Raw genomic sequence first — 13,096 nt, forward strand, 5'->3', positions numbered from 1 at the left:
CCGCATGCGTGCATTTTCGACTTGGACTGCCGTTCTGGCGCTGGCGCTGGGCCTTGGTCAGCCTGCGACCGCGCAGAACCAATTTGCCCCCGCGATCACGGTGAACGAACGTGTCATCACGCAATATGAGCTGACCCAGCGCATCCGCCTGCTCGAGGTGTTTGGCACCCGTGGCGATATCGCACAGGCCGCGCGTGACGCGCTGATCGCGGACCGGCTCAAGCAGCAGGAAATCGACCGCGTCGGGCTGCAGGTCCCGCCAGAGGCGATCAATGCCGCGCTGGATGAATTCGCGGGCCGTGCCGATATGGATCTGGCGCAATTCAATGCAATGTTGGCACAGAACGGCGTCGATGCCGTTACTTTGCGCGATTTTGTCAGCATCGGCGTCACATGGCGTGAATATGTCCGCGCGCGGTTCAACCGCGAGGTCACCGTGACCGATGCCGATATCGCGCGCGCGCAGGGCCAGATCGGCCGCGCCACCAGCGAGATGGAGGTCTTGCTCAACGAAATCATCATCGCCGCCCCGCCAGAGATGGCCGACCGCGCCGCACAGGCCGCCGACCAGATTGCGCAGATGCGGTCCTTTGCCGATTTCGAGGCTGCCGCGCGGCAGGTGTCGGCGCTGCCATCGCGCGACCAGGGCGGGCAGCTGGATTGGTTGCCGATTGCGAATTATCCGCCACAATTGCAAAGCCTGATCCTTGATCTGGACACTGGCGAAGTGACCGAACCGATCATGATCCCCAACGGGATCGCGCTGTTCCAGATGCGTGGCAAGCGCGAGGCCCTGCGCCCCGCCGCCGCCCCTGCCAGCATTGATTACGCCGCCTATTTCATTGCCGGTGGCCAGAGCGATGCAGCCCTGCAAATGGCCCGCGATATCGCCAATAATGTCGATACCTGTGATGATTTATACGGTGTCGCGCGCAACCGGCCCGCCGATGTGCTGGACCGCCGCACCCTGCCGCCTGCCGAGATCGCACAGGATATCGCGCTGGAACTCGCCCGGCTTGACCCGAATGAAGTATCCACCAACCTCACCCGCGATAATGGCCAGACGCTGGTGTTTTTGATGCTGTGCCAGCGCAATGCGGCCGGTGCGGCAGAAACCGACCCCGACGCGCTGCGCAACCAGATCCGCGGGCAACGCCTGACAACGCTGGCCGATGCGCTGGTCGAGGATCTGCGCGCGCAGGCTGTGATCGTCGCACGATGAAACCCATTGCGATCAGCTGCGGCGAACCGGCAGGGATCGGGCCGGAAGTCGCGGCCAAGGCCTGGGCTGCACTGCGCCATGATCTGCCGATGGTCTGGATCGGGGATCCCGCGCATCTGCCTGCTGGCACGCCGGTGCGGGTTGTGGACGACCTGAACGGCATCACCCCTGATGCAATGGCCGTGCTGGCGCGCAATTTCGGCAGCCCCGCTATCGCAGGCCAGCCCAACCCTGCCCATGCACAAGGCGTCATTGACGCGATTGCCACCGGGGTGGATCTGGTCCGCTCCGGTCAGGCCAGTGCGATCTGTACCGCGCCGATCCACAAGGCCGCGCTGATCGCGGGCGCGGGTTTCGCCTATCCGGGCCATACAGAATATCTGGCGGCATTGGCGGGGGTGGACCGCGTGGTGATGATGCTGGCCTGCGAGGGGCTGCGCGTTGTGCCAGCGACGATCCATATCTCGCTGGAGAAGGTGCCGGAAACACTGACGGCAACCTTGCTGACCGATACGATCCTGATCACCCATGCCGCCCTGCGCCGCCAGTTCGGGATTGCGGCCCCCCGCATCGCGGTGGCAGGGCTGAACCCACATGCGGGCGAGGATGGCAAGATGGGGGATGAGGAGATCACAACCATCACCCCCGTGCTGGACGCGCTGCGCGCCGAAGGCTTGGATATTTCCGGCCCCCATTCTGCCGATACGATGTTTCATGCCGCCGCCCGCGCGCGCTATGACGTGGCGATCTGCATGTATCACGATCAGGCCCTGATCCCGATCAAGACCATCGATTTCGCGGGCGGCGTGAATATCACGCTGGGCCTGCCGTTGATCCGCACCTCGCCCGATCATGGCACGGCGTTTGACATTGCGGGCCTTGGCGTCGCGGACCCTGCGTCAATGATCGCGGCGTTGCGGCAAGCCGAGAGGATGGCAAAAAACGTTGATGCCTCCGGCGGGGATCACCCTGATTTGCCGCAGGCAATTCACGGCGCTCGGAAGATGGCATGAGCGGGATTGACGATCTGCCGCCACTGCGCGAGGTGATTGCGCGCTATGACCTGGCGCCGAAGAAATCATTGGGGCAAAATTTTCTTCTGGATCTGAACCTGACCGCGCGCATCGCGCGGCTGGCAGGGGATCTGGCGGGGGCCGATGTGCTGGAGATCGGCCCCGGCCCCGGCGGGTTGACGCGCGGCTTGTTGGCGTCCGGCGCGCGCCGGGTGCTGGCGATCGAGAAAGACCCCCGCTGCCTGCCCGCCCTAGCCGAGATAGCCGCCCGCTTTCCGGGCCGTTTGCAGGTGATCGAAGGCGATGCGCTGGCGATTGATCCGCTGGAATATCTGCAAGCCCCGATCAAGGTGGCCGCCAACCTGCCCTATAATGTCGGGACAGAATTGCTGGTGCGCTGGCTGACGCCGCAGGTCTGGCCGCCGTTTTGGGATAGCCTGACGCTGATGTTCCAGCGCGAGGTCGCGGAACGCATCGTGGCCCAGCCCGGTGGCAAAGCTTACGGGCGGCTGGCGCTGCTGGCGCAATGGCGCGCGGATGCGAAAATCGTGATGAACCTGCCGCCCGAGGTATTCAGCCCGCCGCCCAAGGTGCATTCGGCGGTCGTCCATCTGACCGCCCTGCCCGCGCCGCGCTATCCCGCCGACCCGGCCGTGTTGAACATGGTAGTGGCTGCCGCGTTCAACCAGCGCCGCAAGATGCTGCGCTCGGCGCTGAAATCCGTCAGCCCCGCGATCGAGGATCATTTGCAAGAGGTCGGCATCAAGCCGACAGAACGCGCCGAACAGGTCGGGCTAGAGGCGTTTTGTGCGCTGGCGCGCAGCCTGAAAGCCGCGCGCTAGGGTCTATTCGGCAGCTTCGGGCGTTGTTGCAGCGCCGTCGCGGTTGTCGGGGCGCGGCTTGCGCGGGGCGCGGGGCTTGCGCGCACGCTGTTGCGGCTTTTCTTCGGGGGTTTCGACCAGACCCGCATCGGGGCCTTGCGCGCCCAGATCATCGGTCTCGCGCGGGTCGGGGCGCTCAACGGCAGCAGGCTGGTCATTGCCGGCTTGTTCTTGTGCCTGCATCCGGTCGTTGCGTTCCTTGTCGCGTTCGGCCTGCCGTTCGCGGTTCTGCGCTTCGAGTTCGTCGCGGCGCTGGTCAACCTCGCGCTGCGCTTCGGCCAGAAGACGGGTGTAATGTTCAGCATGCTGGGCAAAGTTTTCCGCATTCACCCGGTCATTGGACAATTGCGCATCGCGGTGCAGCTGGTTGTATTTTTCAATGATCTGCTGGGGCGTGCCGCGCACCTTGCCATCGGGTCCCGAGCTTTCGAAAACGCGGTTGATGATGTTTCCGCCCGAAGGACGTGGCGTGCGGTTCTTGTTGCGCGACCGTGACTTGGATGATCTCATTGATATGCTTTCGAGCCTTTGGCAGACCTTGCGCTGGCGCTGTATCGCGCAGCGGCGCGTCATTGATGTGGTGGCCTTGGAATGTTTTGGCAACTGATCGGAGAGAGAATAATACTCTCGTACCCATCCGATACACCGCACTAAGCATGGCAGGCCCGGCAAGACAAGTCAAAATTGCCGTCACCTGCCAGAATAGCGGCCAAGCGCCGCGATCAGGCCGCAGCTGCGCCCCAGCGCCCGGCGATCCCGCGGTCGCGTCCGTCCAGATCGGGGATCACGCGCAGGTCGGTGAACCCCGCCGCGCGCAACAGGGCGCTGACATCTGACGCCTGTGTCGGCCCGATTTCCACGATCAACCGACCGCCCGGTGCCAGATGCGCCCCTGCCCCCGCCGCGATGATCCGGTAGTACGACAGCCCGTCAGCACCGTCGGTCAGGGCCAGATGCGGCTCGTGCAGGCGCACCTCGGGTTGCAGGCCGGCCATTTCGGTTGCCGCGATATAGGGCGGGTTCGACACGATCAGATCAAAGCTGCCAGTGACGGCGGTGAACCAGTCGGACCTGACCAATGTCGCGCGCTGATCCAGCCCAAGCGCGCTGCGGTTCTGCGCCGCCACCGCCAATGCGGCATCCGACAGATCGACGCCCAGCCCTGTCGCCTGCGGACGCGCCGCCAGCAGCGACAACAAGATGCAGCCTGATCCGGTGCCAAGGTCCAGAACATGCGCGAAAGGGTCTGCCAAAGCCGCTGTCACGATGGCTTCGGTGTCAGGGCGCGGGTCCAGCACATCGGGTGTCACGATGAAGCGGTGGTCATAAAAGTCGCGGTAGCCCAGCAGATGCGACAAGGGCGCGCGCGCGGCACGGCGCGCCACGAGCGCGGCAAAATGCGCGCTATCCCCCGTCACATGCGCCCAGATCAGGCGCGATTCGTGACCGGGGTCCCCGACCCCGGCTGCGCCAAGCTGCGCATGACCCTGGTTCATGGCCGCCTGATCTGCCGCCGTCATATCCCAGAACCGCCCACCTGCGAAAAATCCGCTCACGCGCCCATCTCGGCCAAAAGCGCTGCCTGCGCTTCGGATTGCAGCGCGTCGATGATCGTATCCAGATCGCCCGCCATCACCTGCCCCAGCGAATAAAGTGTGAGGTTGATCCGGTGATCGGTCAGCCGCCCTTGGGGGAAATTATAGGTGCGGATACGCTCAGATCGGTCGCCCGACCCGACCTGCGCTTTGCGATCGGCCGATCTTTCGCCATCGATCCGCTGGCGTTCCAGATCGAACAGCCGCGTTTTCAGCACTTGCATCGCGATTTCACGGTTGCGGTGCTGCGATTTTTCCGCGCTGACCACGATCAAGCCGGTCGGGATATGCAAGATCCGCACCGCCGAATCGGTGGTGTTGACATGCTGGCCGCCCGATCCGCTGGCGCGCATCGTATCGATGCGCAGGTCATTCGGATTGATCTGGATATCAACATCCTGCGCCTCGGGCAAAACGGCGACGGTGGCGGCGGATGTATGAATGCGCCCGCCGCTTTCGGTTTCAGGCACGCGCTGGACACGGTGAACACCGCTTTCGTATTTCAGCCGGGCGAACACACCTTCACCCGCGACGCGCGCCACGACCTCCTTGATCCCGCCCAATTCGGTCTGGCTCTGCTCGAGGATCTCGAAGCGCCAGCCCATGTTTTCGGCATAGCGTTGATACATCCGCAACAGATCGCCCGCAAAAAGCGACGCCTCGTCCCCGCCGGTGCCAGGGCGGATTTCGAGCAAGGCAGGGCGCGCATCGGCGGCATCTTTCGGCAGCAGCGCCAGTTGCACGGCATGCTCGGATGCGGCCAGCGCGGCCTTCAGCTCCGGCAGCTCATCTTCGGCCAGCGCGCGCATTTCGGGGTCTTTGAGCAACGCCTGCGTATCAATCATCTGCGCCAACAGGTCCTTATAGGCGGTCACTGTGTCCACCACGGGGCGCAATTCGGCATATTCGCGCCCAAGGGCCGCGATATCCCCGCCATGGGCGGCATCCGACATCTTGGCTTCCAGAAACCGGAAACGGTCGATGATCTGTTCGATTTTGTCAGCGGCTATCATGGCGCCCCGATTGGCCGATCAAGGGGCCGTGGTCAAGGGGCCAAGCTGGTCCAGCCAATCCAGCACCCGCGCGCGGTTCACCCCCATATCCGCTTGACCAAAGGTCAGACGGCCATGGATTACCAGCAAATCGCCCTGCACCGCGACGGTTGTGTGGTCGGGAAAACCCCAGATCAGCGACCGTGTCTGATAGGTCATCATCCCCGCATCCACACTGCCCGCGATGGCCCGCGTGCGCGGTGTGGCGCGCGCGATGGTGTCAATTGCAGCCAGTACCTGCGCTGGGTCAGCGGTGATCTGGCGGACCGCCATGAACCCGCCGGTGGCCATCACATCGCCCGCAGATGCAACCGCGGCGATCTGATGCCAACGCGCAGCATCGGTCGGGGCAAGACGCACATAGGCCATCAGCCCAAGGATCACGATGCCCAGAACCACCAAGGCGCGGACCATGATGGTCAGCATCGGACAGCGCTTTGCGCCATGGCCACACAGCACAAGCATCGTGTACATTCAAAAAATAACATCACTTTTTCCTTTTGTTCCAAAGCGTTAGACAGCAAAGCTCCATCGCCACATGCGCACCGGCAATCGCCGTAGCCCCGGTGGTGTCATAAGGCGGCGAGACTTCGACAATATCACCGCCTACCATATTGATCCCCGCCAGATCGCGCAAAATCGCTGCCGCCTGCCAACTGGCCAACCCGCCCCAGACCGGCGTGCCGGTGCCAGGCGCAAAGGCCGGGTCCAATGCGTCGATGTCAAAGGTTACATAGGCCGGATGATCCGCCACGATCCCGCGCACCTCGGCCACGACATCGGCGACACCGCGTTCATGGCAGGACCGCGCATCGATGTAACGCATGCCCATATAATCATCACATTCGGTGCGGATGCCGATCTGGACCGAGCGCGCCGGGTCCACCAGACCCAGCTTGACCGCCTTGTACATGAACGTGCCATGATCAATCCGCGCCATATCATCATCGAACCACAAATCCGAATGCGCATCAAACTGGATTACCGACAGCGGCCCGTATTTTGCGGCATAGGCACGCAGGATCGGCAGGGTGATGAAATGATCGCCACCCAAGGTCACGCTGGCCGCCCCTGCGCCCAGAATCCGCGCGATATGCGCCTCGACCAGCGCCGGCACGCCCGCCACATTGGCGTAATCAAACGCCATATCGCCGTAATCTACGATGGAAAACTCCGACAAAGGATCAAACCCGTCCCAGCCATAAGGCGGATCATAGGGCTGCAAACACGACGCCTCGCGGATCGCGCGCGGACCAAAGCGCGCACCGGGGCGATGGGTGACCGCCTGATCAAACGGCACGCCCGTTACCACCAGATCAACCCCTGTCAGGTCCTTGGTATAGGCCCGGCGCAAAAACGACACCGCCCCGCCAAAGGCATTCTCGAACGCCAAACCGCGCCGGTCCTGCCGTGTAAAGGCCAGATCAACCTGCCCTTTCGCATCTTCCAAAGCCATTCTTCACACCTTCTTATTTCCAAAAATACTCCCGCCGGAGGCATCAAAGGTATCACGCGACCGGCAAGGCACGCTCGACAATGCGGGCAAAGAACGACGCACCCACAGGCGACAGCGCATCATCGAAATCATACCCCGGATGATGCAGCCCCGCCGTGTCCCCATTGCCAACAAACAGATAGGCCCCGGGGCGCTGGTGAAGCATATAGGCGAAATCCTCGGCCCCCATTTCAGGGGCGGCATCCGCAACGACATCGGCCGAAATCTCGCGCGCGACGTCGGCGGCAAAGGCGGTCTTGTCGGGATCATTGACTGTCGCAGGATAGCCGATCTCGTAATCCAGCGTCGCCGTGACGCCATAGGATGCGGCCTGCCCAGCCACGATCCCTTCCAGACGGTCCCTGACCATGGCCTGCACCGCAGGATCGAATGTGCGCACCGTGCCGTTGATATAGCCGGTATCGGGGATCACATTATCCACCGTGCCAGTGTGGATCTGCGTGACCGAGACGACCAGCTGGTCAAAGGCGAAATGGTTGCGGCTGACGATGGTCTGGATCGCGCTGACGATCCCCACGCAAGCAACCACCGGATCAGCGGTGTCATGCGGCATGGCCCCATGGCCACCGCGGCCTTTGACATGGATATGGAACGTGTCCACCGCCGCCATGATCGGGCCGGGGGTGGTGTAAAACGCCCCCACAGCCGTGCCGGGGGCATTGTGCAGGGCGTAAACCTCGGCCACGTCGAATGTATCAAGGATCCCTGCGTTAACCATCACCTCTGCACCGCCACCGGCCTCTTCGGCGGGCTGGAAAATCAGCGCGACACGGCCTGCAAAATTGCGCGTCTCGGCCAGATATTTTGCCGCCCCCAGCAGCATGGTCGTATGTCCGTCATGGCCGCAGGCATGCATCGCGCCCTTGACGGTGGATGCGTAATCCAGCCCCGTCACCTCCTCCATCGGCAGCGCATCCATATCGGCACGCAGCCCGATGGTGCGGCCCGCACCCTGCCCGTTGATGATGGCGACAATGCCGCTGGTGGCGATTCTCTCGTGGATTTCATCGACCCCGAAATCACGCAGCTTTTGCGCGACAAAGGCCGCCGTCTGGTGGCAATCGAACTGTAATTCGGGATGCGCGTGCAGGTGCCTGCGCCAGCCTGTCATCTCTGCGGTGAAATCGGCGATACGGTTGATGACGGGCATGGGATGGTGCTTTCCTTGACTTGGCAATAGGGTCAGTTGATCCCAAGTTGAAGGTGGCTGCAATGGCGCAAGATGCCCTGATCCATGACCCTGACGGCGGTATGCAGCGTCTTTTGGAAATCATGCGCCGGTTGCGCGACCCGGCCACGGGCTGTCCTTGGGATATCGTGCAGGATTTCGACACGATCGCGCCCTATACGATCGAAGAAGCCTATGAGGTCGCAGATGCCATCGCCCGCGCCGACTGGCCCGACCTCGAAGGCGAATTAGGCGATCTGTTGCTGCAAACCGTCTATCACGCGCAAATCGGGGCCGAGGCCGGGCATTTCACCTTTGATAGCGTGGTGCGCAATATCGCCGACAAGATGGTCGCGCGCCATCCGCATGTCTTTGGCGATCACAACCGCGACAAAACGGCCGACCAGCAGGTCGCCGATTGGGAAAAGATCAAGGCCGCCGAGCGCGCAGACCGCGCGCAGGGCGGTGTGCTCGACGGGGTGGCGCTTGGGCTGCCGGCGCTGATGCGCGCGGTCAAACTGCAAAAACGCGCCGCGCGGGTCGGGTTCGACTGGCCCGACACATCGCATGTGCTGGACAAGATCATCGAGGAAGCAGGCGAGCTTGTCGCCGCGCGCGACACCATGACCCAGACCGAAATCACCGATGAAATGGGCGATCTGTTATTCGTGCTGGCCAATTTGGCGCGCCATCTGGGTGTCGACCCAGAGGCGGCGCTGCGCGGCACCAATGAAAAATTCACCCGCCGTTTCAGAGGGATCGAAGCCGCATTGGCCGCACAGGGCAAAACCCCCGCCGATAGCGACCTTGCCGAAATGGATGCGCTGTGGGACGCGCAAAAGGCGCTCGAAAAGGGCCGAAAATAGCCCGACTAAAATATTCAGGTATTGACCCAAGTAAAAGAGTCGGGTTTACAGGCGCCAGTTCAACCAAGGAGTCTTCCCATGAACCTGCGTCACATCCTTTTGGCCAGCACCTGTGCCGCCATCGCCGGGCCTGCCATCGCCGATGTCAATATCTACACCACCCGTGAACCCGTCCTGATCCAGCCGGTCATGGATGCGTTCACCGCCGAAACCGGCATTGCCGTGAACCTGTCCTACATTGATGACGGTCTGGTCGAGCGTCTGACCGCCGAAGGCGCGCGTTCGCCCGCCGATCTGGTGATGACAGTCGATATCGCCAACCTTAAGCAGATCGTTGATGCCGGTGTGGTGCAGGCAGTGGAAAGCGATGTTCTGAACGCGGCGATCCCTGCCGAGCTGCGCTCGGACGAAAACCTGTGGTTCGGCCTGACCACCCGCGCGCGGATTATCTACGCCTCGAAAGACCGCGTGGCCGATGGCGAAGTCACCACCTACGAAGACCTGACCAGCGACAAATGGGAAGGTCGGATTTGTTCGCGTTCCGGCCTGAACAATTACAGCCTTGCACTTCTGTCTGCGGTGATCGCGCATAAAGGCGAAGACGGCGCGCGTGAATGGGCCGCTGGCCTGCGCGAAAATCTGGCCCGCAAGCCCGAAGGCAACGACCGCGCGCAGGTCCGCGCGATCTGGGCCGGTGAATGTGACATCAGCCTTGGCAATACCTATTACATGGGCGGCATGTTGGCCGATCCCGAACAGCAGGAATGGGCCAATTCCGTGCGCATCATTTTCCCGACATTCCAAGATGGCGGCACCCATGTGAACGTGTCCGGTGTGGCCATGACGCAATCCGCCCCCAACCGTGACGAAGCCGTGCAATTGATGGAATTCCTTGTCTCGCCAGACGCGCAGGCGATCTATGCGGAAACCAACCACGAATACCCTGTGCTGGCAGGTGCGGCGCGGTCCGAACTGGTATCCAGCTGGGGTGAATTCACGCCAGATACGGTCGATCTGAACGCACTGGCCGCGAACCGTCCGGTATCTGTGCGGATCACCGAAGAAGTGAATTTCGACGGCTAACGCCGATAAGAAAAGCTGGGGGGCTGTCGGCCCCCCAGACCCCCCCGAGGATTAACGTCAAATCGCGCTTTGCGCGAATTGACGGGCTCGGAAGATGGGGGTTTCCATTTCGATAATGTTTCGGCAGGTTTTGCCGTAACGGGGGGAATGGATGGATATTTCAACAGCAGTGGTGATTGTGACGGGCGGCGCATCCGGTCTGGGGGCGGCGACGGCGCAGGCCTTTGTGGCCGCAGGCGCGCAGGTGACGATCTTTGATCGCGATCCGGCGGGTGCAGATTTTGCAGCACAGATAGGCGCAGGATTCGCGCAGGTCGATGTCACCGATGAGGCCAGCGTGAGCGCGGGGTTGGATCAGGTCGCGGGTCTGAATGTTGTGGTTAATTGCGCAGGCATCGCCACGGCCGAAAAGACGCTGGGCCGCGATGGCCCGCACCGGCAGGACAGCTTTGCACGCACGATCGACATCAATCTTTGTGGCACGTTCAATGTCGCGCGCCTTGCCGCCGCACGCATGGCGCAGGGGGGCGTGATCATCAACACGGCCTCTGTCGCGGCGTTTGACGGGCAAAAGGGCCAGGCCGCCTATGCCGCGTCCAAGGCGGGCATCGCCGGTCTGTCCTTGCCCATGGCGCGCGATCTGGGGCGCAACGGCATCCGCGTGATGGCCATCGCACCGGGGATTTTCCGCACGCCGATGCTGGTATCACTGGGCGAAGATGTGATGGCAGGGCTGGCCAAGGATGTCATTTACCCTGCCCGTCTGGGCGATCCGGCAGAATTTGCCGCATTGGCGCGGTTCATCGTGGAATGCGATTACCTTAACGGCACCACGATCCGGCTGGACGGCGCGTTGCGGATGCCGTGATCAGCCTGCGGCTTTTTCTTCCAGCGCCAGCCATTCGTCTTCGGCATCCGACAGCTGCATCTGCCGCGCGATCAATGCATCGGTGGCCTTGGCGAATTTCACCGGATTGTCAGTGAACAGCGCCGGATCGGCGAGCAATTCTTCCAGCTTGCCGATTTCCGCTGTCAGGGTGGCGATCACCCCGGGCAGCGCGTCAAGCCGGTGTTTTTCGGTAAAGGAGAGCCCGCCGCTGGTTTTCTTTTCGGCCGGTTTGTCTTTTTTCGCCAAAGGCTTGGTGGCTGTGGCGCTTTCGGTGAAATCGCCGCCGCGCTGGTCGCGGTAATCCGTCCAACCGCCCGGATAGACGACGGCCTGCCCATTGCCTTCCATCGCGATGGTGGTCGTCGCCACGCGGTCCAGAAAATCGCGGTCGTGGCTGACCAGCAGGACCGTGCCGTCATAATCGCCCAGGATGTCCTGCAACAGATCCAGCGTTTCGATGTCCAGATCATTGGTCGGTTCGTCCAGCACCAACAGGTTGCTTTCGCGCGCCATCAGCCGTGCCAGCAACAGCCGCGCCTTTTCACCGCCCGACAGCGACCTGACCGGCGCACGCGCCTGTGCTTCGTCAAACAGAAATTCCTTGAGGTATCCCACCACATGTTTGGGTGTGCCGCGCACCATGATCTGGTCGGATTTGCCCGACACCCCCAATTCAGGGTCAGAGGCAAGGTTTTCCCACAATGTCATATCGGGGTTCAGCGCCGCACGGGTCTGGTCAAAGACCGCGATATCGAGTTTCGTGCCAAGCTTGACCTGCCCTGCATCCGGTTCAACCTGACCCAGCAACATCTTGATCAAAGTGGTTTTTCCGACACCATTGGGCCCGACAAAGGCGATCCGGTCACCGCGCTGCACAGTCAGGTCCAGCCCCTGCACAATGCTTTTGCCGTCAAAGGATTTGCTCAGACCGAAACATTCCACGACCTTGCGCCCCGATGTGGACCCGCCGTCAAACGCCATCGCCGCCGTGCCTTGACGCCGGATCTGCCCTGCCTTTTCGGCGCGCAGATCCTGCAAGGCCCGCAGACGGCCCTGGTTGCGGGTCCGGCGCGCGGAAATACCTTCGACGGCCCATCGCGCCTCGGCCTTGATCTTGCGGTTGAGTTTGTGGCGCTGCTGGTCTTCGTCTTCCCAGATCTTGTCGCGCCATTCCTCGAACGCATCGAACCCCTGTTCGGCGCGCCGCACAGCGCCACGGTCGATCCACAATGTCGCCCGCGTCAGCGCGCGCAAAAACGCGCGGTCATGGCTGATCAGCACAAAGGCGGCGCGGGTCTGCTTGAGTTCGTTTTCCAGCCAGGCGATGGCCTCGATATCCAGATGGTTGGTCGGCTCGTCCAGCAACATCAGTTCTGGGGCTTCGGCCATCAGCTTGGCAAGTGCCGCACGGCGGCGCTCCCCGCCAGATGCGGTGGCAACAGCACCGTCAGGGTCGAATTTCAGCCCTTCGGCGACCATATCAACCTTATAGGCTTCCTCTGGCGGCAGGCCAGAGGAAGCATATTCACCCAAAGTGGCGAACCCCTCCATCGTTGGGTCCTGTTCCATATAGCCGACCTGCACGCCGGGCGATGCAACGCGGGTGCCGCTGTCAGGCAGAACAAGGCCCGCCATCACCTTCATCAAAGTGGATTTGCCCGATCCGTTGCGCCCGACAAGCGCCACACGGTCGCCCGGCTGGATCACCAGCGACAGGTCGGCAAAAACAGGATCGCCGCCAAAAGTCAGGGCGATATCGGAAATCTGGAGAAGGGGTGCGCGTGCCATGCCCGCCTGCTATTGCGTGGCTT

At 62.3% G+C, this 13,096-nt stretch carries 13 protein-coding genes; 6 read left to right on the plus strand and 7 right to left on the minus strand.

Annotated elements, in window-relative coordinates:
• The first annotated feature begins 4 nt into the window (after nt 1–4).
• The 3 genes from SKA53_RS05125 to rsmA are packed head-to-tail and all read left to right on the plus strand — an operon-like array spanning nt 5 to nt 3,077.
• Nucleotides 5–1,222: a peptidylprolyl isomerase gene (locus tag SKA53_RS05125; RefSeq protein WP_040482803.1), complete on the plus strand. Its 1,218-nt coding sequence runs from the start codon at nt 5–7 to the stop codon at nt 1,220–1,222.
• A complete protein-coding gene (gene pdxA, locus SKA53_RS05130) occupies nt 1,219–2,235 on the plus strand; it encodes a 4-hydroxythreonine-4-phosphate dehydrogenase PdxA (protein ID WP_007205008.1) in 1,017 nt (338 codons plus the stop codon). The genes SKA53_RS05125 and pdxA overlap by 4 nt, the downstream gene beginning before the upstream one ends.
• Nucleotides 2,232–3,077: a 16S rRNA (adenine(1518)-N(6)/adenine(1519)-N(6))-dimethyltransferase RsmA gene (rsmA, locus tag SKA53_RS05135; protein WP_007205009.1), complete on the plus strand. Its 846-nt coding sequence runs from the start codon at nt 2,232–2,234 to the stop codon at nt 3,075–3,077. The genes pdxA and rsmA overlap by 4 nt, the downstream gene beginning before the upstream one ends.
• A 3-nt stretch (nt 3,078–3,080) precedes the next feature.
• On the opposite strand, the gene SKA53_RS05140 is transcribed toward rsmA, so the two are convergent.
• From SKA53_RS05140 to SKA53_RS05165, 6 genes are all read right to left on the minus strand, one after another.
• Nucleotides 3,081–3,626 carry a DUF4167 domain-containing protein gene (locus SKA53_RS05140; protein ID WP_040482804.1) on the minus strand — a complete coding sequence of 182 codons (546 nt, stop codon included), beginning with the start codon at nt 3,624–3,626 and terminating at the stop codon, nt 3,081–3,083.
• A gap of 212 nt (nt 3,627–3,838) precedes the next feature.
• Nucleotides 3,839–4,672, minus strand: a complete 834-nt coding sequence (gene prmC, locus SKA53_RS05145; RefSeq protein ID WP_007205012.1) for a peptide chain release factor N(5)-glutamine methyltransferase — start codon at nt 4,670–4,672, stop codon at nt 3,839–3,841.
• Nucleotides 4,669–5,724 (minus strand): peptide chain release factor 1, encoded by a 1,056-nt coding sequence (prfA, locus tag SKA53_RS05150; RefSeq protein ID WP_007205013.1) that lies wholly within the window; start codon nt 5,722–5,724, stop codon nt 4,669–4,671. Before prfA ends, prmC begins: the two co-directional genes overlap by 4 nt.
• 18 nt (nt 5,725–5,742) lie before the next feature.
• Entirely contained in the window at nt 5,743–6,189 is a 447-nt protein-coding gene (locus SKA53_RS05155; protein ID WP_050752710.1) for a DUF1499 domain-containing protein, read from the minus strand.
• Nucleotides 6,190–6,250: 61 nt separating this feature from the next.
• On the minus strand, nt 6,251–7,219 hold the full coding sequence (speB, locus tag SKA53_RS05160) for an agmatinase (protein WP_007205015.1): 969 nt from the start codon (nt 7,217–7,219) through the stop codon (nt 6,251–6,253).
• Nucleotides 7,220–7,271: 52 nt separating this feature from the next.
• The gene (locus SKA53_RS05165; RefSeq protein WP_007205016.1) at nt 7,272–8,429 is read right to left on the minus strand and encodes a M20 aminoacylase family protein; all 1,158 of its coding nucleotides are present in this window, start codon (nt 8,427–8,429) and stop codon (nt 7,272–7,274) included.
• Between the two features lie 62 nt (nt 8,430–8,491).
• Between SKA53_RS05165 and mazG the strand changes: the two genes are divergently transcribed.
• The 3 genes from mazG to SKA53_RS05180 all read left to right on the plus strand — a co-directional run bounded on the left by mazG (nt 8,492) and on the right by SKA53_RS05180 (nt 11,264).
• The gene (gene mazG, locus SKA53_RS05170) at nt 8,492–9,313 is read left to right on the plus strand and encodes a nucleoside triphosphate pyrophosphohydrolase (protein WP_007205017.1); all 822 of its coding nucleotides are present in this window, start codon (nt 8,492–8,494) and stop codon (nt 9,311–9,313) included.
• A 78-nt stretch (nt 9,314–9,391) separates the two neighbouring features.
• Complete coding sequence (locus tag SKA53_RS05175; protein ID WP_007205018.1) at nt 9,392–10,396, plus strand: Fe(3+) ABC transporter substrate-binding protein; 1,005 nt, start codon at nt 9,392–9,394, stop codon at nt 10,394–10,396.
• A gap of 151 nt (nt 10,397–10,547) precedes the next feature.
• Nucleotides 10,548–11,264, plus strand: a complete 717-nt coding sequence (locus tag SKA53_RS05180) for an SDR family NAD(P)-dependent oxidoreductase (protein ID WP_007205019.1) — start codon at nt 10,548–10,550, stop codon at nt 11,262–11,264.
• Here SKA53_RS05180 and SKA53_RS05185 read toward each other — a convergent pair whose 3' ends face one another.
• Nucleotides 11,265–13,073 (minus strand): ABC-F family ATP-binding cassette domain-containing protein, encoded by a 1,809-nt coding sequence (locus SKA53_RS05185; protein WP_007205020.1) that lies wholly within the window; start codon nt 13,071–13,073, stop codon nt 11,265–11,267.
• Nucleotides 13,074–13,096: the final 23 nt, after the last annotated feature.

Source organism: Yoonia vestfoldensis SKA53, assembly GCF_000152785.1.
In the GTDB taxonomy this organism is placed as follows: Bacteria; Pseudomonadota; Alphaproteobacteria; order Rhodobacterales; family Rhodobacteraceae; genus Yoonia; species Yoonia vestfoldensis_A.